Origin of the sequence: Verrucosispora sp. WMMC514 (assembly GCF_027497295.1) — a bacterium.
Lineage (GTDB): Bacteria > Actinomycetota > Actinomycetes > Mycobacteriales > Micromonosporaceae > Micromonospora > Micromonospora palythoicola.
The window spans coordinates 6,344,886-6,368,563 of the sequence record NZ_CP114906.1 but is presented as its reverse complement, the minus strand read 5'-3'; the positions used below and the strand labels follow the sequence as shown (position 1 = coordinate 6,368,563).

The 23,678-nt window shown below is 70.4% G+C and carries 21 protein-coding genes; 13 read left to right on the top strand and 8 right to left on the bottom strand.

Annotated features, from left to right (window positions below):
* Position 1: 1 nt before the first annotated feature.
* Positions 2–820: a type I methionyl aminopeptidase gene (gene map / locus O7597_RS29525; RefSeq protein ID WP_164448978.1), complete on the bottom strand. Its 819-nt coding sequence runs from the start codon at positions 818–820 to the stop codon at positions 2–4.
* Positions 821–899: 79 nt separating this feature from the next.
* On the opposite strand from map, the gene O7597_RS29520 reads away from it, so the two are divergent.
* Entirely contained in the window at positions 900–1,166 is a 267-nt protein-coding gene (locus O7597_RS29520) for a helix-turn-helix transcriptional regulator (RefSeq protein ID WP_269741957.1), read from the top strand.
* 15 nt (positions 1,167–1,181) lie between these two features.
* Positions 1,182–1,691 (top strand): hypothetical protein, encoded by a 510-nt coding sequence (locus O7597_RS29515; protein WP_281581391.1) that lies wholly within the window; start codon positions 1,182–1,184, stop codon positions 1,689–1,691.
* Between the two features lie 32 nt (positions 1,692–1,723).
* Here O7597_RS29515 and O7597_RS29510 read toward each other — a convergent pair whose 3' ends face one another.
* On the bottom strand, positions 1,724–2,188 hold the full coding sequence (locus O7597_RS29510; RefSeq protein WP_281581390.1) for a DUF4259 domain-containing protein: 465 nt from the start codon (positions 2,186–2,188) through the stop codon (positions 1,724–1,726).
* 146 nt (positions 2,189–2,334) lie between these two features.
* Here O7597_RS29510 and O7597_RS29505 point away from each other — a divergent pair, with 146 nt between their 5' ends.
* Complete coding sequence (locus tag O7597_RS29505; protein ID WP_281581389.1) at positions 2,335–3,060, top strand: DNA alkylation repair protein; 726 nt, start codon at positions 2,335–2,337, stop codon at positions 3,058–3,060.
* 146 nt (positions 3,061–3,206) lie between these two features.
* Positions 3,207–4,031: an SAM-dependent methyltransferase gene (locus O7597_RS29500; RefSeq protein WP_281581388.1), complete on the top strand. Its 825-nt coding sequence runs from the start codon at positions 3,207–3,209 to the stop codon at positions 4,029–4,031.
* A 60-nt stretch (positions 4,032–4,091) separates the two neighbouring features.
* Here the strand turns inward: O7597_RS29500 and O7597_RS29495 are convergent, their stop codons facing one another.
* Positions 4,092–4,523, bottom strand: a complete 432-nt coding sequence (locus tag O7597_RS29495; RefSeq protein ID WP_269741951.1) for a hypothetical protein — start codon at positions 4,521–4,523, stop codon at positions 4,092–4,094.
* Positions 4,524–4,759: 236 nt separating this feature from the next.
* On the opposite strand from O7597_RS29495, the gene O7597_RS29490 reads away from it, so the two are divergent.
* The 9 genes from O7597_RS29490 (at position 4,760) to fxsT (ending at position 18,731) form a co-directional block, all read left to right on the top strand.
* Positions 4,760–6,553 (top strand): serine/threonine-protein kinase, encoded by a 1,794-nt coding sequence (locus O7597_RS29490; protein WP_281581387.1) that lies wholly within the window; start codon positions 4,760–4,762, stop codon positions 6,551–6,553.
* Between the two features lie 50 nt (positions 6,554–6,603).
* Complete coding sequence (locus tag O7597_RS29485) at positions 6,604–7,059, top strand: Fur family transcriptional regulator (RefSeq protein ID WP_269741949.1); 456 nt, start codon at positions 6,604–6,606, stop codon at positions 7,057–7,059.
* Entirely contained in the window at positions 7,056–9,332 is a 2,277-nt protein-coding gene (gene katG / locus O7597_RS29480; RefSeq protein WP_281581386.1) for a catalase/peroxidase HPI, read from the top strand. The genes O7597_RS29485 and katG overlap by 4 nt, the downstream gene beginning before the upstream one ends.
* Before the next feature lie 166 nt (positions 9,333–9,498).
* Entirely contained in the window at positions 9,499–9,675 is a 177-nt protein-coding gene (locus O7597_RS29475) for a hypothetical protein (RefSeq protein ID WP_281581385.1), read from the top strand.
* Between the two features lie 6 nt (positions 9,676–9,681).
* Positions 9,682–12,033: an FxsB family cyclophane-forming radical SAM/SPASM peptide maturase gene (locus O7597_RS29470; RefSeq protein WP_281581384.1), complete on the top strand. Its 2,352-nt coding sequence runs from the start codon at positions 9,682–9,684 to the stop codon at positions 12,031–12,033.
* Entirely contained in the window at positions 12,020–12,862 is an 843-nt protein-coding gene (locus O7597_RS29465) for an AAC(3) family N-acetyltransferase (protein WP_281581383.1), read from the top strand. Before O7597_RS29470 ends, O7597_RS29465 begins: the two co-directional genes overlap by 14 nt.
* Positions 12,863–12,946: 84 nt before the next feature.
* The gene (locus O7597_RS29460; RefSeq protein WP_281581382.1) at positions 12,947–13,603 is read left to right on the top strand and encodes a TIR-like protein FxsC; all 657 of its coding nucleotides are present in this window, start codon (positions 12,947–12,949) and stop codon (positions 13,601–13,603) included.
* Positions 13,600–14,847, top strand: a complete 1,248-nt coding sequence (locus tag O7597_RS29455) for a TIR-like protein FxsC (protein WP_281581381.1) — start codon at positions 13,600–13,602, stop codon at positions 14,845–14,847. The genes O7597_RS29460 and O7597_RS29455 overlap by 4 nt, the downstream gene beginning before the upstream one ends.
* On the top strand, positions 14,844–18,731 hold the full coding sequence (fxsT, locus tag O7597_RS29450) for an FxSxx-COOH system tetratricopeptide repeat protein (protein ID WP_281581380.1): 3,888 nt from the start codon (positions 14,844–14,846) through the stop codon (positions 18,729–18,731). Before O7597_RS29455 ends, fxsT begins: the two co-directional genes overlap by 4 nt.
* Positions 18,732–18,773: 42 nt before the next feature.
* Here the strand turns inward: fxsT and O7597_RS29445 are convergent, their stop codons facing one another.
* From O7597_RS29445 to O7597_RS29425, 5 genes are all read right to left on the bottom strand, one after another.
* The gene (locus tag O7597_RS29445) at positions 18,774–19,664 is read right to left on the bottom strand and encodes an alpha/beta hydrolase (RefSeq protein ID WP_281581379.1); all 891 of its coding nucleotides are present in this window, start codon (positions 19,662–19,664) and stop codon (positions 18,774–18,776) included.
* 256 nt (positions 19,665–19,920) lie between these two features.
* A complete protein-coding gene (locus O7597_RS29440; RefSeq protein ID WP_281581378.1) occupies positions 19,921–20,472 on the bottom strand; it encodes a hypothetical protein in 552 nt (183 codons plus the stop codon).
* A 122-nt stretch (positions 20,473–20,594) separates the two neighbouring features.
* Positions 20,595–21,437, bottom strand: coding sequence for a carbohydrate ABC transporter permease (locus O7597_RS29435; RefSeq protein ID WP_281581377.1), 843 nt, complete (start codon positions 21,435–21,437; stop codon positions 20,595–20,597).
* Complete coding sequence (locus O7597_RS29430) at positions 21,427–22,392, bottom strand: sugar ABC transporter permease (RefSeq protein WP_281581376.1); 966 nt, start codon at positions 22,390–22,392, stop codon at positions 21,427–21,429. The genes O7597_RS29435 and O7597_RS29430 overlap by 11 nt, the downstream gene beginning before the upstream one ends.
* Positions 22,393–22,402: 10 nt before the next feature.
* A complete protein-coding gene (locus O7597_RS29425; protein WP_281581375.1) occupies positions 22,403–23,674 on the bottom strand; it encodes a sugar ABC transporter substrate-binding protein in 1,272 nt (423 codons plus the stop codon).
* Positions 23,675–23,678: the final 4 nt, after the last annotated feature.

Genomic DNA, 23,678 nt, shown 5'->3' with positions numbered 1-23,678 from the left:
GTCAGGATGCGGCGGCGGACTTCGCGGCAGGGCCGGCGGAGCCGGTGTCGTGGGTGGGACGGCGGGTCAGCACCCGGGGGCCGGAGGCCGTGATGGCGACCGTGTGCTCGGAGTGTGCGGTGCGGGAACCGTCGGCCGACCGGATCGTCCAGCCGTCCTTGTCATACCTGATCTTGTCGGTGGAGCCACAGAGCCAGGGCTCGATGGCGATGGTGAGGCCGGGCTCCAGTTTTAGGCCGCGACGAGGGCGGCCACTGTTGGCCACATGCGGGGCTTCGTGCATGGTACGGCCGATGCCGTGGCCGCCGAACTCGCCGTTGACCCGGTAGCCGTAGGAGTGGGCGACCTCGCCGATCGCGGCGGAGATGTCGCCCAACCGGCCGCCGGGCTGGGCGGCGGTGATGGCGGCCTCCAACGCGACCTCGGTGGCCTCGATCAGCCTCAGGTCGGCCGGGTCCGGGGTGCCGACGATGACGGAGAGCGCGGAGTCGGCGACCCAGCCGTCGATGCCGACCGCCATGTCGATGCTGAGCAGATCGCCGTCCCGTAGGACGTAGTCGTGGGGGAGGCCGTGCAGCACGGCGTCGTTCACCGACAGACACAGCACGTTGCGGAACGGACCACGGCCGAACGAGGGGGCGTAGTCCCAGTAGCAGGACTCGGCACCGCGTTCGGCGATCCGACGGCGAGCGTGGTGCTCAAGGTCCAGCAGGTTGACGCCGACCGCGGCGACACCGCTCAGCTCGGCGAGCAACTCGCCGACGAACCGGCCGGTCACTGCCATCCGCTCGATTTCCTCGGCCGACTTGAGTTCGATCATGAAAGCCTCCCTCGCCCCCTGTCGGTATTTTTATACCACGCCACGGTGGGGTCGCCCGGAAGGGGCTATCCTCCTTCGCATGGTCCGCCAACCACTCACCGCCGAGCAGATCGCCGCCGGGCAGCGCCTGGGCGCCGCCCTGCGAGCCGCCCGGGCCGGCCGCAGTCTCGTCGAGGTGGCCCTGGCCGCCGGCATCTCGCCCGAGACGCTCCGCAAGATCGAGGCGGGCCGCCTGCCCGCGCCGGCGTTCGGCACCGTGGTCTGCCTCAGCCACGCCCTCGATGTCCCCCTCAGCGACCTGGCCGAGGTCTGGCGGGCCGACATGCCCGTCCGCCAGGCGTCCTAGGGTCCTTCCGACCTCGTGCGTCCGTTGAATCCCGACCGCGCGGGACGGCCCGACGCACCCGTCGTCTTCCTGGACCTCGACGGTGTACTGAATCCCTTTGCGGCACCGACCTGTCCTGACGGCTACCAGGAACGCGTCCTCTTCGACGGTGAAGACCCGCAGCGGTACTGCCTGGCACACGCCGACTGGATCCGGGAGCTGGCCGCCGCCGGTGAGCTGTGGTGGGCAACGGGTTGGGGCGAGGCGGCCAACGAGGTCTACCTGCCGCTGCTCGGAGTCGCGCCGCTGCCGGTGGTCGGCTTCCCACCGGTGCCGTTCGATCCTGAACTCAAGGTGCCGGCCGTGGATGCCGTGGCCGCCGATCGACCGGCAGCGTGGCTCGATGACAACCACACCGCCGTCGGTCGGCGGTGGGCCGCTGCCCGTTCGGTACCGACCTTGCTCGTGTCGATCGATCCCGCGACTGGTTGGACCCGGGCGGACGTCGAGCGCGTGCTCACCTGGGCGGCGTCCCTGACCAGGTGAGCACGGAGTCCCGAGAGGCCCTCCGTCCTACCTCACCGAGCCGTGATCGGGTCGACCGCGTACCCACCCGTCCCGGATCGGGCCGTCAGTGTCCGGCGCAGCTCGCGGACGGTGTCGAAGGCCCGGTTGTCGTCGTCGGCGAATGCCTCCTGCCACAGGTCGTGCCATTCGGAATTCGCGGACATGATCCGGTCGAGCGCGCTCGCGGCCAGTGCGGGCAGGTCGGCGGGCAGGTCGAGTCGGCCGCCGTTGCGGAGGACCTCCGGCGCGTACGGTGAGCTGATGGGTTGCCCGTCGGGCAGGTGCGCGGCCACGATCGCGGCTGCGGCAATCGCCTCGCAGGCGATGTCGGCGTCGAGGTAGTCCTGCTCGACGGCGGCCTCGTGCAGGGCCTTGCGGACCAGCGCCGGACGCTGGGTGGCGTCGGCTTTATCGAGGTCGCCACACCAGTCGGCGGCGGTGTCGTTGTCGAACGGTCCGCTGTCCCAGGCACCCATGAAACCTCCCATGATCGATTGCGCGGCATTCTGGCACCGCCCACCGACAGGCTTCGACCCCCGCGATCCGGCGCATGGACGCGGGCAGTCACGCAGGGTGCACTTCGTCGTACGCTGCCTTGACGGTTGACGGACAGGAGGCAGAGGTGGCCGAGACGACGCTGACCGGGACGACGGTGGCGCAGGTGATGGCGGAGCTGGCCGAGCTCGCAGACCCGAGGACACGCGAGGCCAACGAGCGGCACGGTGACGATCACGGGGTGAATCTCAGCACGTTGCGTGCCCTCGCGAAGCGGCTGAAGACCCGGCAGGATCTCGCGGAGCAGCTGTGGCAGACGGGCGACACCGCGGCGCGACTCCTGGCGATCCTGGTCTGCCGCCCGAAGGCGTTCGAGCGCGACCAGTTGGACACCATGCTGCGCGAGGCGCGTCGACCCAAGGTGCACGACTGGCTGGTGAACTACGTGGTGCGGAAGAGCCCGCACAGCGAGCAGTTGCGCCGGGCGTGGTTGGCTGATCCGGATCCGGTCGTCGCCAGCGCCGGCTGGGCGTTGACCACCGACCGGGTGGCCGCGAAACCCGAGGGCCTCGACCTCACCGCGCTGCTCGACGCCATCGAGGCGGAGATGAGGGACGCTCCGGAGCGCCTGCAGTGGGCGATGAACCACTGCCTGGCGCAGATCGGGATCGAGCATGCCGGGCACCGCGCCCGCGCGATCGACATCGGGGAACGTCTGGGTGTGCTCAAGGACTATCCGACCTCACCGGGCTGCACCTCTCCGTACGCGCCCACCTGGATCGCCGAGATGGTGCGCCGACAGCACGAGGCCGAGACCGACCAGCGCGAGCGCGCCGTCGAGGCGACCACTTAGGATGGTCGGCGGCGTCGGCCGCAGGATGTGGAGCAGGTGCGGCGGCACGCCGACCGAACCCGCTACGACGTCGGGCCGCCCGCGGTACGGCGTACGGCCCGAGCGGTTCGGCCGACCGTGATCCGGTGTGGACGAGGAGACGAGCTGTGGCGAACGAAGAGGTGGCACCCGCTGGGGTCGACATGAGCGTGCCGAGCATCGCCCGGGTGTACGACTACATGCTCGGCGGCAAGGACAACTTCGCGGTGGACCGCGCCGTCGCCGAGCACGCGCTCCGGATCACCCCGGACGGCCCGCAGGCGGGCCAGGCGAATCGGGCCTTCCTGCGTCGGGCGGTGCGCTTCCTCACCGAGCAGGGCATCGGCCAGTTCCTCGATCTCGGTTCCGGTCTGCCCACCCAGGGCAATGTGCACCAGGTGGCCCTGCGCCACGACCCGCAGGCGCGGGTGGTCTACATCGACAACGACCCGATCGTGCTGGCGCACGGTCGGGCGCTGCTGGCCGACGCCGGAACCGCGACGGTGGTCCAGGCCGACATCCGGTCGCCGGAGGCCATCCTGGAACACCCGGAGGTCCGCAGGTTCCTGGATCTGGACCGCCCCGTCGGGCTGTTGCTCTTCGCGATTCTGCACCACCTCACGGACGACGAGGACCCGAAGGCGGTGGCGACGAGGTTGATCGACGCCCTGCCGTCGGGCAGCTACGTCGCGATCTCCCACTTCCGTGATCCCGGTGACCGGCACCCCGACGCCTCACGCAAGGCGCGGGAGGTCGAACGCATCTTCAACGAGTCCCTCGGCACCGGTCGTTGGCGTACCGACGAGGAGATCCTCTCCTTCGTCGAGGGCCTGGAACTGCTGGAACCGGGCCTGGTCCCGGTGGCCGCGTGGCGACCGGACCCGGACGAGGCCGCGCCGGAGCAGAGCGACACCTACCACACCTTCGTCGGACTCGTCGCGCGCAAGCCGTGATGCCGCGCTCGGGCCTCCTCCGGGTGTCCGCGTCGACGACCGCCGCCGACCCGGGTGCCGTCACCGCCACACGGTGACCTGACCGGCCACCAGTGCCTTCTGCCCTTCGAACGTGCGGTAGGCCGCCGGGTCGGTCAGGTGGTGGCGGGCCGCGAGGCGGCGGTACGAGAACCGGACCACGGTTCCCTCGACGCTGAGCAACTGCGGCGGAGTCGCCTCCACGGGCTGCCGGGTCAGCACGAGCAGGCTGCGGTCGGCCAGGTCGACGTCCCGCACGACGAGCGCCCGCTCGTCGACGACCCGATCCACGGCCGCGGTCACGGTCAGCGCGTCACCCACGTCGACCTGGGCGAGGGTGTTCGGCGGGCTGGTGCCGGTGGATGGTGGTGGTGGTTCCGCCTCCGGCTCGGGGGCGCAGCCGGTGACGGCGAGCACGGCTGCCAGCGCGGTGGCGAGCGCTGCGTGCCGGACGCCGTACGGAACGTCGCTCATGTCGTCGCCTCCTCGAAACGGTGCCTCTGCTCAGAGATGCCCCGCGGGATGACGAGCGCCGCGCGAACGTGTGACGGTCGCATGACATCCCGAGTCGACCTCCTTCAATCGATTGACCAGGGGTTTTCCCGCCTCCGGACGGGGGTAGCGCGTAGTCGACAGGGGCGGTGACCGGACAGGATCCGCCGACCGGACACCCCGGCTGGGGTGCGCGACCGGAGCGGGAGGTTGTGCTCGTGCGATGCCTGCAGCGGCGTTACCGGCTCGACGAACCGGTTGGCCGGGGCGGCATGGCCACCGTCTGGCGCGGCTACGACCTGCGCCTGCAGCGCACCGTCGCGGTGAAGCTGCTGTCGGCACCGTTGCTGGGCGACCCCGCCGCCCGCGACCGCATCCGCCGCGAGGCGCTGGCCGCGGCACGGCTCGACCACCCCGGCGTCGCCCGGGTCTACGACTACGGTGAGCAGCGGCATCTGACCCGGACTCCCACCCCTTTCCTGGTGATGGAGTTCGTCGCCGGATCGACGCTGGCCGCCCGCCTCCGGGCCGCCGGTGCGTTGCCGCCGGACGAGACGCTGCGGATCGGTCAGCAGGTGGCGGCGGCCCTCGCCGCCGCGCATGAGCAGGGCATCGTGCACCGGGACGTCAAGCCCGGAAACATCATGCTGACCGAGAGTGGCGTGAAGGTGGTCGACTTCGGCATCGCGGTCGGCGCGGGCGACGACCCGGCGGAGCCGGACGGGCAGCTCTGGGGCACCCCCAGCTACCTGCCGCCGGAGTTGACCGCCGGAGCGGAGGCGGTACCGGCGGGCGACGTGTTCGCGCTCGGCGTCGTCCTCACCGAGTGCCTCACCGGGCAGGCACCACAGCGGTCCCCGCACGAACCGGTGTCCGTCCCCACCGTCGAGGGACTGTCCGCCTCGCATGTGCAGCTGATCGGTCGATGCCTGGCGGCCGACCCGGACCGGCGTCCGGAAGCGGCCGACCTCGCCGAGGCGCTGACCGGTGCGACTCTGGCCGTGCGGCCCGCGCCGGGCGCGGTGGCCAGCCGGGTAGCCGTACCCACCCACACGGTCGCCGGCCCCACCAGGCCGGCCGACGGACCTGCCCGGCGGTCGGCGGTCGTCCGGCGGCGGCGCGGGCTGCTGTTCGCCGCCCCCGCCGCCGCGGCGGCCGCGCTGGCCGGGATCCTGCCCGGACTGCTCGCCGCCGAGGAAGGCTCGGCCGACCCACCCGCCGCCGAGGCCGGCTGCACCGTGCAGTACCGGGCACAGCAGGCGGCCGACGGACGCTTCCTGGCGCGGATCAGCGTGACGGGAACCGGGCAAACCGGGACCGGGCAGCGGGCGCTGAGCTTCATCCTGCCGGCCAGTCAGCGCCTTCTCGACGTGCGCGGCGCTGCCTGGACGCACGACGAGCAGCGGGTCACCCTCCGGTTGAACGCGCCGGCGGAACCGGGTACGGACGCGACGGCGACCCTGCACGGCCGGGTGGAGTCCGGTGGGCACGAGACACCGGAGCGGTTCAGCCTGGCGGGCGTCGCCTGCGAACATGCCGACACCCACGTCCGGACAGCGGTGCTGGCTTCCGCGTCGGCCGAGCCGGCGGCATCGACGGAGGAGACCTCCCGGGTCCGATCGGGTACGCCGGAACGGGACCGCCCGGCTCCGGACGGCGGCGGCGGCGGATCGGGTCGACCCGAGGCCCAGCCGTCGGACGTACCGTCGGCGACGCCGTCGGGCACGCCGACCACCTCCGCACCGGCCACCTCCGCTCCGCCGCCCACGCCGCGCCCGTCGGCGACCGCCAGCCCCACGGTCAGCCCCACAGCCAGCCCTTCGGCGACGTCGAGTCCGGCGGCGACGGAGCGGCCGTCCACCCCGCCTCCGCCGGACCCGACCCCACCACCGACCACGGAACCCGCCGAAACCACGGCTCCCACCCCCACGCAGACCTCTCCCACCACCTCGGTGACCTCCACCACGTCGGCGGCGGACGAGGGCGGCGGCACCGACGACACGAACTCCTGATCAACCACAAAACTTGATTGATTCCAGAAGAGTCGAGTAGGTTCGTCGGCATGACGGCCGACTTCGAGGCGCAGCTGCGGGCGGTCTCGTTGCGTGTGACGCGGCCCCGGCTGGCGGTGCTCGCGGCACTGCGCGACCACCCGCACGTCGACACCGACACCGTGATCCGGCTGGTCCGTGCCGATCACCCCACCGTGTCCCACCAAGCGATCTACGATGTGCTGCGGGCGCTCACCGACGCCGGTCTGGTGCGGCGCATCCAGCCCACCGGGGCGATCGCCCGCTACGAGTCCCGGGTGGGAGACAACCACCATCATGTCGTCTGCCGCTCCTGCGGTGTGATCGCCGACGTGGACTGCGCCGTCGGCTACGCCCCCTGTCTGACCGCCTCCGACGACCACGGGTTCGCGGTCGACGAGGCGGAGGTCGTCTACTGGGGCACCTGCCCTGACTGCGCGACCGCACGCACCACAAGTGAACCGCCAGGTCGGAAGGAAGCACATTGAGCAACGCAGAGCACGACGCCCTGTCCAGCGCCCAGGGCGTGGACGCCAAGGCGGCGGCCGGCTGCCCGGTCGCGCACGACTCGGTGACCGCCCACGGAAGCGAGAGCGAGAACCCGGCGATCGACTCGCCGACCCCGAAGACCGGCGGTCGCCCGCGGACGAACCGGGACTGGTGGCCCAACCAACTGGACCTCTCGGTGCTGCACGCCCACTCGTCGAAGGGCAACCCGCTGGGGGAGGACTTCAGCTACGCCAAGGAGTTCGCCAAGCTCGACGTCGAGGCGCTCAAGCGGGACATCACCGAGGTCCTCACCACCTCCCAGGACTGGTGGCCGGCCGACTTCGGGCACTACGGCGGCCTCATGATCCGGATGAGCTGGCACGCCGCGGGCACCTACCGCATCGAGGACGGACGCGGTGGCGCCGGTGACGGCGGTCAGCGCTTCGCCCCGCTCAACAGCTGGCCGGACAACGCCAACCTGGACAAGGCCCGCCGCCTGCTGTGGCCGGTGAAGCAGAAGTACGGCCAGCAGATCTCCTGGGCCGACCTGCTCGTGCTCGCCGGCAACGTGGCGCTGGAGTCGATGGGCTTCAAGACCTTCGGATTCGGCTTCGGCCGCGAGGACGTCTGGGAGCCCGAGGAGATCTTCTGGGGTCCGGAGGACACCTGGCTCGGTGACGAGCGCTACGTCTCCGAGAAGCAGATGTCGCAGGGCGTCGGTGCGACCGAGATGGGGCTGATCTACGTCAACCCCGAGGGCCCGCGTGGCAACGCGGACCCGCTCGCGGCGGCGCACTTCATCCGGGAGACCTTCGCCCGGATGGCGATGAACGACGAGGAGACCGTCGCGCTGATCGCCGGTGGGCACACCTTCGGCAAGACCCACGGCGCCGGTGTCGCGGACAACCACGTGGGTCCGGAGCCCGAGGGTGCGCCGCTGGAGTCGCAGGGCCTGGGCTGGCTGAGCACGTACGGCAGTGGCAAGGGCGCCGACACCATCACCAGCGGCCTCGAGGTCACCTGGACCGACCGGCCGACGCAGTGGAGCAACCGCTTCTTCGAGATCCTCTTCGGCTACGAGTGGGAACTCACCACCAGCCCCGGTGGCGCCAAGCAGTGGGTCGCCAAGGACGCCGAGGCGATCATCCCGGACGCCCACGACCCGTCGAAGAAGCACAAGCCCACGATGCTCACGACCGACCTGTCGCTGCGCGTCGACCCGGCGTACGAGAAGATCTCCCGCCGGTTCCTGGAGAACCCGGACGAGTTCGCGCTGGCCTTCGCCAAGGCGTGGTTCAAGCTGCTGCACCGCGACATGGGCCCGGTCAGCCGGTTCCTCGGACCGTGGGTGCCGGAGCCCCAGCTGTGGCAGGACCCGGTGCCGGCCGTCGACCACGAGCTGGTTGGTGACGCCGACATCGCGGCGCTGAAGGCGAAGGTCCTGGAGTCCGGTCTGACCACCGCCCAGCTGGTCAGCACCGCCTGGGCCTCGGCCGCGAGCTTCCGGTACACCGACAAGCGCGGCGGCGCCAACGGCGCCCGGATCCGCCTCGAACCGCAGCGCAGCTGGGAGGTCAACCAGCCGGAGCAGCTCGCGACGGTGCTGAGCGTCCTCGAAGGCATCCAGCAGGAGTTCAACGCGGCGGGCGGGGCGAAGATCTCCCTCGCCGACCTGATCGTGCTGGCCGGTTCGGCCGCCGTGGAGAAGGCCGCGCGTGACTCCGGGGTCGAGATCACCGTCCCGTTCCATCCGGGGCGCACCGACGCCAGCCAGGAGCAGACCGACATCGAGTCGTTCCGGGTCCTGGAGCCGCGCGCCGACGGGTTCCGCAACTACCTGCGGGCTGGCGAGAAGACCCAGCCGGAGGTGCTGCTGATCGACCGGGCGTACATGCTCAACCTGACCGCGCCCGAGATGACCGTCCTGATCGGCGGCCTGCGTTCCCTCGGTGCCAACGTCGGCGACAGCCGGCACGGCGTGCTCACCGACCGGCCCGGCGTGCTCACCAACGACTTCTTCCGCAACCTGCTCTCCCCGGGCACGCGCTGGAAGGCGTCGGAGAACCAGGAGCACGCGTACGAGATCCGTGACGTGACCACCGACCAGGTGAAGTGGACCGCGACCGCGGTCGACCTCATCTTCGGCTCCAACTCCCAGCTCCGGGCGCTCGCCGAGGTCTACGCCAGCGACGACGCCCGTGGCAAGTTCGTGGCCGACTTCGTGGCCGCCTGGACCAAGGTGATGGAACTGGACCGGTTCGACCTCGCCTGATCCGACACGCATCCGACGAGCCCCGGGCGGTCAGCAACGATCGACCGGGGCTCGTCGCTGCCACGGGATATCACGGCGGGTCGTCTCTGTGCTACTAATTGGAGTGACGTTCGCCGCTCCGTCGACTGATCCGTCCCGCAGGTACCGGCATTGAGGGGAGTCACTCGTGGCCGATGCCGCGCCCGTCGAGACCCAGCAGACGTCAACCGATCTCTCTGTTCTTCTGCGCACCCCACTTCGTCAGCTCTCCACCGAGCAGGTCCGCCCCCTCGTCCGTCGGATCGTCGAGGACCGCGACCGCGCCGGGGCGGTCGATGTGGCGGCGTTCAATTCGGCGATCTGATGCCTGGTGTCCAGGACACCAGGCGAAGCTGATCCGTGCCCGCCTCCACTGAACCAGTACGTCCTGAAGGTGCACAGCCGATGTGACCTGGCCTGCGACCACTGCTACGTCTACGAGCACGCAGACCAGAGCTGGCGGGCCCGGCCGCGAACGATCGCCCCGGAGACCGTGGCGGCCGCCGCCCTCCGCATCGCCGAGCATGCCCGAGAGCGCGGGCTGCGCCGGGTTCACCTGGTGTTACATGGCGGCGAACCGCTGCTGCTGGGCCCGACCGGGTTGGCGATGGTGCTGACCCGCCTGCGTGCCGCCATCGAGCCGGTCGCCGAACTGGACCTCCGGATGCAGTCCAACGGGGTGCTGCTCGCCCCGCAACTGTGCGACCTGTTCCTGGAGCACGGCGTGCGCGTCGGCATCTCGCTGGACGGTGACGCCGCGGCCAACGACCGGCACCGACGCTTCGCCAATGGGGCCAGCAGCCACGCCCAGGTGCGGCGGGCGTTGGCCCTGCTCCGTCGGCCGGCGTACCGCCGCTGCTACGCAGGCATTCTCTGCACGATCGACGTGCGCAACGACCCGGTCGCGGTCTACCAGGCGCTGCTGGCCGAGGCACCACCCCGGATCGACTTCCTGCTTCCGCACGCGACGTGGGCCGATCCGCCCCCGCGAGCTGGCGGAGCCACCGCGTACGCGGACTGGCTGCTACCCATCTACCGACGGTGGGTCCGCGACGGCCGGCCGGTCGACATCCGACTGTTCGACTCGCTGCTGGCCACCGCCGCAGGCGGGCGAAGCGGCACCGAGGCGGTCGGACTCGACCCCTCGGGTCTCGCGGTGATCGAAACCGACGGCACCTGGGAACTCGCCGACTCGATGAAGACCGCGTTCGACGGCGCGGCGGGGACGGGCTTGGACGTCTTCCGCCACTCGGCGGACGTGGTGACCACCCATCCGGAGTTCGCCCGCAGCCGGCGTGGCCTCACCGGGCTCTGCGAGACCTGCCGGGCGTGTGCCGTCGTCAGCCAGTGTGGCGGTGGCCTGCGGGCGCACCGCTACTCCGTTGCCGGCGGTTTCGACAACCCGTCGGTCTACTGCGCCGACCTGAAGAAGCTGATTGTCACGATGAACCGTGAATCGCCGGAGACGGCCGTGGCCACCCATCCGACCGACCTTGCCGGGGACCGGCTTCTCGACGGCCTGCCCGCCGCCGACCTGCTGGACGATCTCGGTACCGGCCACGGCTCGGAGGCCAGCCTGCGGCGGCTCGCCGCCGCCCAGCTCGCCTACGTGCGGGGACTGCTGGTCCAGATCGCCGACCGGGTCGCCGGTACGCCGCTGGCTGAAGCCTGGGAGCTGATCGTCCGGCTCGACGACGAGGCGACCGAGGCGGTCTCGGCCACCTTCGCCCACCCCTACCTGCGTCGGTGGGCCCGGCACTGCCTCGCACCGGTCTCCGGTGCGGCCCCTGACTGGGCTTACCTCGGCGCGCTGGCCGCGGCTGCGGCCGTCCGTGCGGGTGTCGACACGGACATCGAGGTGCCGGTGCGCGCCGGCCTGCTGCATCTGCCGGGTCTCGGCGCGCAGGCCATCGACGAGCCGGGTGAGCGGAGCGCACGCCTGTCGATTGCCGGTGGCGGATTCACGGTCCGTGCCGGAAGATCGTTCGTCACGGTGCCGCCGGTTGGGACCACGGCCCCGGCGGGTTGGGCACCTCTACGTCAGGTCGAGCTGGACGGTTGGTCGGTCCTGATCGACGACATCGACCCGTACCGGGACTGCTACCAGTGGCCGGTGACCGGCCGACTCGACTCGGCGCAGCTGGCGTCCTGGCGGGGGTCGCTGGCTGCCGCCTGGGCCCGGATCAGGCGCACTGCGCCCGGTCAGATCGCGGGGCTGCGGGCTGGGCTGCGGATCGTCACCCCGCTGCGGGTGGATCCGGGCGGCCGGCTGCGCAGTGCCGCGTCCCGGGACGCCTTCGGCGCGCTCGGCACCGTGCCGGCCGCCGCCGATCCGCTGGCGGAGCTGCTGGTGCACGAGTTCCAACACGTCAAACTCGGCGCGGTGCTGGACGTGAGCCAGCTGTACGACCCGGCGTACCGGAAGCGACTCAGCGTGCCGTGGCGAGACGACCCGCGACCCCTGGAGGGCGCCCTCCAGGGCACGTACGCACATCTGGCCGTCGCCGACATCTGGCGGGCCCGGCATGGCCCCCTGGCCCGGCAGCGGCACCGCCGGTATCGCGGGTGGACGGTGCGTGCCATCGACGAGCTGGCCGGCACCGGAGCGCTCACCGAGCATGGGCATCGCTTTGTGCGGCAGATGCGCCAGACCGTGGACTCGTGGTCCGATGACCCGCGTTGACCGGGCGATCCTTGTCAGCCGTGCTGATCCCGCCGAGGTCGACCGGCTCGCCGCCGACCTGACCGCACTCGGCGTACGGGCCGGGCGGGACCTGTTGGTGCACTGCTCGATGCGGCGGATGGGACCGGCGGCAGGCGGCCCGGCAACGCTGCTGGCGGCGCTGCGTCGGGTGACCGGGCCGGCGGCGACGCTCGTCGTGCCGGCACAGACGGCCGGCAACTCGCCGACGAGTCCGGCCTTCCGGGCCGCGACCGAGGGGATGGACGCGGCGGGCCGGGCCGCCTACGAGGCTCGACTACCCGGGTTCGACCCGGCGACCACCCCCTCCGAGGGGATGGGGATCTTCGCCGAGTACCTGCGGCAGCAGCCCGGCGCGGCCCGCAGCGGTCACCCCCTCACGTCGTTCGCCGCCATCGGCCGGCGTGCGGCCGAGTTCACCGCGGTCCACGACCTGGACTGCCACCTCGGGGAGCGCTCGCCACTGGGGCGTCTCTACCGGGCCGGTGCCGCGGTCCTGCTGCTCGGCGTGGACTACACCAGCTGTACGGCCCTGCATCTGGCGGAGTACCGGCCGGAGGCACGCCGGCCGGCAGGTCCACCGCCGCAGCGGGCCTATCGCTGTTACGTGCTGGTGGCCGGGCGTCGGGAGCGGCGCGATTTCCTAGCGCCGTCGCTCGACATGAGTGATTTCTCCGCGCTCGGCGCGGCGATCGATGCCGGGCTGCCGGTCGGTCGCGGCCTCGTGGGCAGCGCACCGACCCGGTTGCTCGATCTGCGCGATGCGGTCGACTTCGCGACAACCTGGATGGCCGGGCATCGCCGACCGTAAAGCGGTATAGACCCACCCGTGCCGGTGTGCTTACCTTGGGCGACGGCGCGGTGGCACCTGCGGTCGATGGCGGGGGAGCGACAGTTGGGTGACGACAGGGTGGTGGACGACCCGTTCGCCCCACTGTTCTTTGTCAGCTATGCCGTCATCAAGGCACCCCTGCGGGCGCCCGGTGGCCGGCGGGAGGCCAACACGAACGCGTTACGACTCTTCACCGAGCTGTCGATTCACGTCAACGCCCTGGTGAGCCGCCAGGCCGGTGCGGATCCCGGGTTCATCAACCGGACCATGCGCGGCGGCGAGAAATGGACCCCGGAACTGCTGGAGGCCGTCGGCACCTGCCAGGTCTTCGTCGCCCTGCTGTCGCCAGCCTATTTGGACAGCGAGTGGTGCGCGATGGAATGGGAACTGTTCGCCGGCCGGGCGGTCACCCGCCGCGACGGCCGGCCCACCCGCGAGACCTGCATCGTGCCGGTGTGCTGGGCGCAGGAGGATACGTGCGAGCCGCCCGACGGCCTCCAGTGGTTCTCCCCGGAAGGCACCCCGGACGAGAACGTGGTGCCGAGATACCACCAGGAGGGCCTGTACGGGCTGCTCTCCATGAACGACGCCGCCAGCGACGTGGTGATCTGGAAACTCGCCCAGCGCATCGTTGAGTTGACCCGATCGCACTGGGTGGAGCCGCAGGTGCTGACCGCGCCAAACCGGCCCCCCAGGAAGTTCTCCGGGAGGGACAGATGAGCGGGATCGGGGCGACGGCGGCGCCGCCGGCGGTCGACCACGGCACCTACTTCTTCCTCAGCTACGCCCATTCCCCGCCCATGCTGGAGGATCCCCGGCTCGATCCCGACAAGTGGGTCAAGGTGTTCTTCGACGATCTGTCGGCGGCGATCCGCGGCCAGATCGCCGCGCCGGACGACCGGCAGGTCGGGTTCTTCGACGCGCAACTGAGTTCCGGTGCGGACTGGGAAGAGACGCTGACCACGGCACTCGGCAACACCCAGGTGTTCGTGCCGCTCTACTCGCCCGCCTATCTCAGCAACTCCTGGCCGCTCGGCGAGTTGGAGGCGTTCCGACGTCGACTGAAGGCGTCCTCGATCAGTGGGAAGTACCGACACATCCTGCCGGTGCTGTGGATTCCGCTGCCGTCCTGGGACCAGACGGCGGAGACCCGCGAGGCGCTCGAACTAGCCGTCGATGTCACCGGGTACGCCGAGAACGGGCTGCGCGCGCTGTGCATGCTCACCAGCTACCGCTCGGCGTACCGGGAGGTGCTGAGTCGTATCGCGACGGAGGTCACGCAGATCGCGCAGCGACATCCGCTGCCGTCCTCCGTGGTGCCGAAGGTGGCCGAGGCGCGTCCCACCTCGCGGTCGGACGCCCAGTTCGTGGTGGTCGTCGCCGCACCGACCCGGGTCGAGGTGCCGGCGGAGCGGGCACCCGGGGTGTACGCCGAGCGCAGCGAGCAGTGGCGCCCGTTCGGGCAGGATCAAGCGTTGCCCGCCGCCAAGTACGTCGCGAGCACGGCCGAGCGGTTGGGGCTGGCCACCCACGTCACCAGCTTCGCCGATGCCGGCGACGCGATGGCCCGCTGTCCCTCGGTGCTACTCGTCGATCCATGGATCGTCAGCGACAGCGCCGGCGAGCATGATCTGGCGCTCGTGCTGAAGCGGCTGCCCCGCTGGGTGATCCCGTTGATGGTGCTCGACAAGGACGATCCGCTGGCCGTGCCCGCCGGTCACCGCCTCGCCGACCGGGTCGCGCGGATGCTCGACCGGGCGAACCGGCCGGCGGCGAGGCGGGTCACCCAGCTGTCGGAGTTCGTCAAGATCATGCCGGAGCTGGTGACCGAGGCCCGCCGTCAGTTCCTCAAGAACGCACCCGTCGTGCCGTCGGACCGGCCCCGGGGTCGGCGACCGCAACTCGGTCGGCCCGAAACGTCGGGCGGCAGCAACACGTTTTCAGGTACAGAAGAGGACCGATGACTGACGAACGCAGCGGCCAGGTGGTCACGTTCTACTCGTTCAAGGGTGGTACGGGCCGGACCATGGCACTGGCAAACGTGGCGTGGATCCTGGCGGCGAACGGCAAGAAGGTGCTGGTCGCCGACTGGGACCTGGAGTCGCCCGGTCTGCACCGGTTCTACCATCCGTTCATCGACCTGGGTGCCCTGCCCGGCACCGGCGGCGTCATCGACATGGTTCGCGATTTCGAGACCCAGGCCTCGGCCAAGGACGCCGACGGGCTGCCGAAGCGCCGCCTGCTGCCCAACGGTTGGGAGGCGGAGTTCGCGCGGGTGCAGCGGTTCGCGTTCTCGCTGAACTACACCTTTCCCAACGGGGGCAGTCTGGACTTTCTCTCCGCCGGGCGGCACAACCGGGACTACGCCGCCGGGATCAGCGGCCTGGACTGGGACGTGTTCTACGACGGGCTGGGCGGGGCGGCGTTCATCGACGCGTTGCGCGCGGACATGCGACGCAACTACGACTACACGCTCATCGACAGCCGGACCGGGCTGAGCGATGTGGCCAGCATCTGCACGATCCACCTGCCGGACGTGCTTGTCGACTGCTTCACGTTCAGCGACCAGGGCATCGAAGGTGCGGCCCGGGTGGCCCGCGAGGTGACCGAGCGGTACTACAACCACCGGCGGATCCGGGTGCTGCCGGCACCCATGCGGGTCGACCCGGCCGAACAGGACAAGGCCAACGCCGGTCGGGCGCTGGCCATGCACCGCTTCGCCGGACTGCCGGCCGGGATGAGCGAGGGCGACCGTCGCGACTACTGGGCCGAGGTCGAGGTGCCGTACGTGGCCTACTACGCGTACGAGGAGACGTTGGCGACGTTCGGCACCGACCGGGCGATGCTGTCGGCCTACGAACGACTGACCACGGCGATCACCGACGGTGAGGTCCGGTCCCTGCCGCGGCTGGACGATGCCGTGCGCAGTCAGCTGCGGTCGCAGTACGAGCGCAAGAGGTTCCTGCCGCAGGGGGAGATCCTGCTGCGTTACGCCCCGAAGGACGAGGTCTGGGCGGAGTGGGTCGAGCGGATCCTCGGCCTGGTCGGCATCCAGGTCATCGACGGGGGGTTGCCCGCGGTTCACCGGGAGGTCACCCCGACCCGGACGCTCACCGTCGTCTCGACGGCGTACGCGGAGACCACGCCGGGCGCGCTGCCGCCGTCGGAGACCCCGGGCTCCGGCACCCCGCTGGCCGTGTACATCGACGACGTCAAGCCGCTGCCCGAGTTCACGCTGGAGACGTCGGTCTTCCTCAACGGTGTGAGCAGGGCGGGTGACGCGGCGGCGAGCCTGCTGCGGCTGGTCGGCCGGGTCGAGCTGACCAGCTCGGACGTGACCGCGGCGACCGGGTCCCGCTATCCGGGTGCCGGCCCGGAGTTGCAGAAGACACCGGTGGCCAACGTGCAGTTCATCGGACGCGACGATGAGCTGCGCCGGTTGCGGCGGCTGCTCCAAGCCGGTGCCAGCCGTGGCTACTCGCTGGTCGCCCTGCGCGGAATGGGTGGGGTGGGCAAGAGCCAGATCGCCCTGGAGTACGTCCATCGCTTCCGAACGGCTTACGACCTGGTGTTCTGGATCGAGGCCGACCCGAAGGCCCTGGTCGACTCGTCGTTGGTCGATCTCGGTCAACGGATGGGCCTGCCCGAGGCGGTGAACATCCCGGCCGCCATCCGCCAGGTGCACGACACGCTGATTCGCGGCGACCGCTATCCGCGGTGGCTGCTGGTCTTCGACAACGTCGCGGACTACCGGGAGATCGAGGAGTTCCTGCCGCAGGGCGGCCGGGGCCACATCATCATCACCGCTCGGGAACGGACGTGGGAGGAGAGCGCGGAGACCATCGAGATCAGCCCGTTCAGCCGGGCCGAGAGCATCGAGCACCTCCAGCGGCAGGTGGCCAGCCTGTCCCGGCCGGACGCGGACCGCGTCGCCGAGGCGCTCGGTGACCTGCCGATCGCCCTCGCCGTCGGTGGTGCCCTGCTGGCGGTCCGCGGTGGTTCGGTGGACGAATATCTGGTCGAGTTGGCCGAGCAGGGCACCGCCCTGGAGACCTGGGGCCCGTCGCTGGACCGGCTGAAGCAGGACTCGCCCGGCGCGTACCGGCTGCTGGAGATCTGCTCGGTGTTGTCGGTGAAGGTCTCCATCGAACTGCTGAACAGCAGAGGCATCGGAGACCTGCTGCGGCAGGCCGATCCGTCGGTGCCGACCCGTTCCGGCGCGGCGCGGCTGATCCAGCGCATCAACCGGCTGGCGCTGCTGCGGCTCGACACCCGAGCTCAGCAGATCGAGATCCACCGCCTGCTGCGCGACGCCGTGCAACGTCGGATGACCGAGGAGGAGCGGCAGAGCACCCGCCGGCAGGTGATCAGTGCCCTGGCCGCGGCCAGGCCGGACAGCGACGTCGACGTGGCGGACAGTTGGGAACGTTTCCGGATGCTCTGGCCCCACCTGGAGGAGTCGCAGGTCGCCATGCAGGCGGCGCTCGACTCCGACGATCCGGCCGTGCTGGAGTTGCTTGTCGAGCGGGTGCGTTACATCTGGCTGCGCGGTGTGCTGGGCCAGGCCCGCGAGCTCGGCGAGCGGATCCTCGGGGCTTGGACGAACCGGCTTCAGGCGAGCACCGACCCCGGCGAGCGTGAGATGCTGCACCCGCCGCTGCTGCGGCTGCGCTTCAACTTCGGCAACATCCTGCGCTCGCAGGGGCATTTCGAACAGGCCCACGCTTTCGACGAGGAAACCCTCGCCGAGCAGCGGGAACTGCTCGGCGAGACACATGCCGACGCGCTGATGACCGCCGGTGGGCTCGCGGCCGACCTGCGAGGTCTGGGCCGGTACGCCGAGGCCCTGGCCGAAGATGAGCAGACTTACGGAATGTGGTCGCGGGACTTCGGTGAGAACTTTCCGCGTACCTTGACGGCGTTGAACAACCTGGCCGCCTCGATGCGGCTCAACGGCAAGGTGGCCGAGGCGCAGCGGCTGGACCAGCAGGTTTACGACCAGCGCCGGGTGATGTTTGGCCGGAACAATCACTGGACCCTCTCCTCGGCCGTGAATCTGGCCCGAGACCTGCGGGAGTCCGGCGAGTACGACCGTTCCCTGGTGCAGTCGCAGGAGGCGCTCACCGACTATCAGAACCTGTCCGGCCCGCACGCTCTGGCGACGCTCGGTGCGCAGACGAACCTGGGGGTAGCGCTGCGCACGGTGGGTCGGCCGGTCGAAGCGGCCCAGTTGCTCGACGCCGCGTACGATTCGTTGCGGGCGACGTACGGTGACGACAGCCCGGACACGCTGGCGGCCCGGCTGAGCCGGGCGACGAATCGGCTGGCGCTCGACGACGCCGCCGGAGCCGAGAAGGAGCTGCGGTCGGTGCAGGCGCTCTATCGGGCGCTGCTCGGGCCGCGACACCCGCACACGTTGATCTGCGAGAACAATCTGTCGGTGGCGACCCGGGCGCAGGGCAGTCGGGAGTCCGCCCGGATGTCGGCTCAGGTGGCCGTCAGCGGACTCGGCGAGATGCTGCACCCGGAGCACCCGTTCGTGCTCGCCGCTCAGACGAACCTGGCGATCTGCAAGGCGGACAACGGGGATCTCGGTGGAGCCTTCGAGTTGATGGACGACCTGCGCAAGGTGCTGCGTACCGTGCTCGGGCCTGAGCACCCGGACACCCTGCGGGCCGCGGCCAACCTGGCGTTGATCCGCCACCTGCGGGAGCCGGACACGGCACCGGACGAACTGGATGCGGCGGTGGCCGAGCTGGTCAAGCGGCTCGGTGGCGGGCATCCGGACGTGCGTGCGCTGGGCCAGCGGAAGCTGCTCGACCGCGTGCTGGATCCGCACCCGTTCTGAGCGGTGCACGGCGCCGTCGCCGTGACTCGTCGGGCGGTCGGGTCAGACCCGACCGCCCGGACGGGCGTCGACGAGAGCCACCTGGGGCGTGGCGAGCCAGGCGAGAATGTCCGGCAGGATCAGCATCGCGGCGAAGTGGCCCACCCCGGCCTGCTCCTCGAACTCCGCGTGCGGGATCTGCGACTTGAGCCAGCGGGCGTGGGAGACCGGTGAGAAGGCGTCGTCGGCACCGTGCCAGAGGCGGACCGGAACGTTTATCGACGACGGGTCGAAGCCCCAGTCCTGGCTGAGCGCCAGCGCGTCGTCGATCCAACCGTCGGCACCGAAGCGGACCGCCTCGGCGAAGCTGGCGGCCAGTTGTCGGCGCATCGCGACATCCTCGACCACGTTGCGATCGGCGGCACTCAACTCGCCGTCGAGGAAGCGGACCACGCTCGCCGGATCCCGGCGGGTGCGGTCGGCCCGGATGGTCAGCGACTCGATCAGCCTGCGCTGGTCGGACATCGCCTCGCGGTACGCCTGGACGTTGGAGGGGGCCATGCCGGCGTACCAGTCCAGCCCCGGCGCGTCGGTGGGGGCCGGGGAGACCAGCACCGCCGCCCGGGTCAGCCGACCGGCGAACAGGTCGCTGGCGGCGCAGGCAAGGGCGTGCGGCCCGCCGCCGGAGCGGCCGACGACGGCGAAGGTGTCCAGTTCGAGGTGGTCGGCGATCGCGTGGACGTCCCGCACGGCATCGACGACGCGACGGCCGGGATGGCGGGTCGATCTGCCGTAGCCCGGTCGGTCGTAGCAGATGAGCCGGATGCCGAGCAGGTGCAGGATCATGCTCCGGGGCTTCGGGCCGCTGCGGCTGCCGGGCATGCCGTGCATCAGGAAGATCGGGAAACCGTCCGCCTTGCCCGAGGTCTCGACGGCGAGAGTTCGGTCGTCCACCGGGACGTCCCACTCGGTCGGCCGCTCCTGTGACACCCTGTGCCTTCCCTAGGAACCTCGGTCGAAGGGTGGCGTCGCGGCGGGCACACCAGCACGCACCGTCTCGGCTGAGGCTCCCCCGTCGATCGCAATGGGGCTGATTACCGAAGGACTCAGGGTATCGCCCGCGAGGCGGGTACACCAGCAGAGCGCAGGATACCCGTCAGATGCCACCCCCGCCGCTGACCCGCCGGGTGAAGTGTGACTCTTTTGCCGATTACCGACGACCGCTGCGGCGGGTGGCCAGCAACCGGTGGTGCTCCCGCTTCAACGCGTCGAACGACCTGCGGACGTAGTCGACGTACGCGTCACCAGGGTGCGCGATCAGGGCCGGTCGTCGGTCGTCCGGGTGGGCCAGCACGACCTCGTACGCGGCGACGTGGGCGCAGAAGGCCCGCAAGGGTTCCGGCATGCCGTCCTCGATCACCAGGTCGGCGCGGCCGAGGATGAGGTCGCGCATCCGGATGTTCGCCGGCATCAGCGCCTGCTGGATCCACCGCATCCACTGATCCTGCTGATCCTCCGTCAACGCCGCGTCGGACCTACGCTGCTGCTGGCCGGGCAGGTTGTCGTCGCGAAGCGCGCGCCAGAGCCGTTCGTTGACGTCGACAAGGGCGTGCAGCGGACCGTAGAGATCGCGCAACTGGCTCGCCACCCGGTCGAGGCGGGCACCCCGGCGCTCAGTGCGAATCTGGGCGTACTGGTTGAGCACGAAGACCAGTACCGCGACCACGATGCTGGCGCTGGCTGTGATCACGGCCGCCGTCACGTCACGCTCCCACCCTGGCCCGCGTCCGCTGAGGACTGCCGTCAGCACGAAGCATATTGCAGTCGTGCATGCTTGACCCGGTCCGGCGCCCGCGCGGCCGGGGACCGGCCGCGCGCGCGGATTCAACCCTTCAGGCCGGTGTGGGCCAGTCCCTCGATGAACTGCCGTTGCGCGATCACGAAGATCACCAGGATGGGGATGGCGGTCATCGACGCTGCTGACAGCTGCACGTCCCACATCGGCCCACCGTAGGCGTCGACGAACTGGGTCAGCGCCTGGGGCAAGGTGAACTTCTCCGGTGTGGAAAGAAAGACGATCGGCTCCAGGTAGAGGTTCCAGCTGTGCAGGAAGGTGAAGATCGCCACCGCGCCGAGCGCCGGACGCGCCAGTGGCAACGCGATGCGCCAGAAGGTGGCGAAGCGGCCCAGCCCGTCCACCCGCGCCGCTTCCTCCAACTCGGCGGGGAGGGTGATGAAGAACTGCCGCATGATGAAGGTGGCCAGCACGCTCGGCGCGCCGAGGATCGGCACCAGGATCAGCGGCCAGTGGGTGTCCACCATGCCCCACGAGTTGAACATGCGGAACAGCGGGACGATCGTCACCTCGCTGGGGATGAGCAGCCCGACCAGCACCACCACGAACAGCACCTGCTGACCCCGGAAGCGGATCCGGGCGAAGGCGTACCCGGCCAGCGACGAGACCGCCAGGGTGCCGATGGTGACCACGGCCGCGATGTACCCGCTGTTGAAGTACTGCTGCGCGAACGGTTGCAGCTCGAAGACCCGGCGGTACGCGGAGAGGCTGGCCTCGGTCGGGATGAGCGACGGTGGGAAGGCGAAGATGTCGCCTACCGGTTTCACCGAAGAGGTGACCATCCACCAGGTGGGGAAGACGAACGGCAGGGCCAGCAGGCAGAGCGCGCCGTAGAGCGCGACCTTGGCCCGTGCGGAGAGCCTACTGTTCATGGAAGACCCACTTCCTGCGCATCCGCCACTGCACGACGGTGAGCACCAGCACGATCAGGAAGAGCAGCACCGACAGCGTGGCCCCGTAGCCGAACTGGTGGAACTGGAAGGCCCGCTGGTACAGGTAGTAGACGAGCACCGTGGTGGAGGTGCCCGGCCCGCCCTGGGTGAGCACGGCGATCTGGGCGAACACCTGCAACGACCCGACCACCGTGATGATCGAGGTGAGCAGGATGGTCGGGCTGATCAGCGGCACGGTGATCCGCCGGAACCGGGTCCAGGCGTTGGCGCCCTCGACCCGGGCCGCCTCGTACAGCTCCGCCGGCACGCCCTGGAGGGCGGCCAGGAACAGCACCATGTTCAGGCCGACGTTCTTGACCACCTGCACCACGATCACCGACAGCAGTGCCGTCCAGTCGCCACGCAGCCAGTTCGGCCCGGCCACGCCGGCCACACCCAACGCCCCGTTGACACCGCCGTTGTCCTGGAGCAGGAACCCCCACACGATCGTCCAGGCGACCAGCGAGACGACCACCGGGGAGAAGAACAACGTCCGGAACACGACGGTGCCGCGTAGCCGCTGGTTGAGCAGCACCGCTAGGAGCAGTGCCAGGCTGAGGTTGAACGCCACCAGGCCGACCGAGAACAGCGCGGTGACCCGCAGCACCGACGGCAGGTTCGGGTCGTCGGCCATGGCCTGGTAGTTGCCCGCGCCGACGAACTCGAAGGTGCCGGCGAGCACGTTCCACTCGTGCAGGCTGTACCAGACGACCAGCCCGAGCGGAATCAGCACGAACAGCACCGAGCCGGCGAGTTGCGGTGCGACGAAGAGCAGCCCGGCGAGTTGGTCGCGGCGGCGGGTCGTCCACCAGCCGCGCCGCCGACGCGGGGTGCCCGAGCCGGGGGCGGACCGGCCACCGGCCCGCCCCACGGTGTCCCTGGTCAGGACCGACATGACAGTGTTCCTACTTCGCCAGCAGCGGGTTGATCGCGGTGCAGACGCCGTCGAGTACGCCCCGCACGTCCGCGTCCGGCCGCCACAGCGGGTCCAGCGCGGCCCGGACCGCCTGGTTCAGCTCGGCCTGGCCGGTGTGGCTGGGCTTGACCACCCCGTCGGCGATTCCGTCGATGACCACCTCCTGCAACTGCTCCGGGCTCAGCAGCGGGTTGGTCTTGGCGAGGGTCTCGGCGGTGAGCAGCGAGGTACGCGGCGGCGGGAAGAACTGCGCCAGCTTCGCCGAGTTGGCCGGGTTGGTCAGGTACGCCAGGAAGTCGGCGGCAGCCTCGGCGTTGCGGCCCTGCTTGAGCACACCCATACCGCCCTGGCCGATCACCGCGTACTCGCCCTTCGGTCCGGCGGGCAGCGGCACCAGGTCCCAGCCGAACTTCTGCCCCTCCAGCAGGGACGCGCGGGAGATCTGGGTGATGGTCATGCCGGCGTCGCCGGCGAAGAAGTCGGCGGTGGTACCCGGGCCCGGCAGCGCCTTGTCGACGAAGATTCCCCGGTGCAGGACGGTCATCGCCTCGACCATTTCGGCCGAGTTGAAGCCGCAGGTGCGGCCGTCCTCGCTCCACGCCTGCGCACCCCAACCGGTCCAGACGGTGGACAGGAAGTCCCAACCCTTGTAGTCGAAGTCGCGGACCACCAGACCTGCCTTGCCGGTCTCCGCCTGCACCGCCTTCGCCGTGGTCAGCGCGTTCTGCCAGGTCCACTGGCCGGCGGCGATCAGCTCGGCCGGGCTCTGCCCGCCGGAGGACTTCACCAGGTCGGTGTTGACGAACACCCCGAACGGCGAGGTCGAGAAGGGGTACGCGTACAGCTTGCCGTCGGCCCGCCACAGCTTCGTCGCGGCCGGGGCGAGCTCGTCGAAGCCGTACCCCTCGGTGCCCTTGAGGGTGTCGTCAAGCGGCACCAGCGCGCCGGAGGTGACGAAGTCGGGCGCGGAGTTCTCCAGCACCCAGGCCAGGTCGGGCGGGTTGCCGCCGGCGATCTGGGTGGTCAGGGTGGTGGTGTAGCTCTCGAACGGGATCGGGTCGAAGGTGATCCCGGCGATGTCCGGATTCGTCGCGGTGTACTCGGCGGCGATCTCGTTGAACAGCTTCAGGTGGGCCTCGTTCGCCGACCAGGTGGTCATCCGCAGCGTGACCGGGCCGTCGGACTCGGCGGAGTCGCCGCCGCACGCGGTCAGACCGAGCAGCGCGGTGAGCGCGACGACGGCCGTCAACCGGTTCCTCATCAGG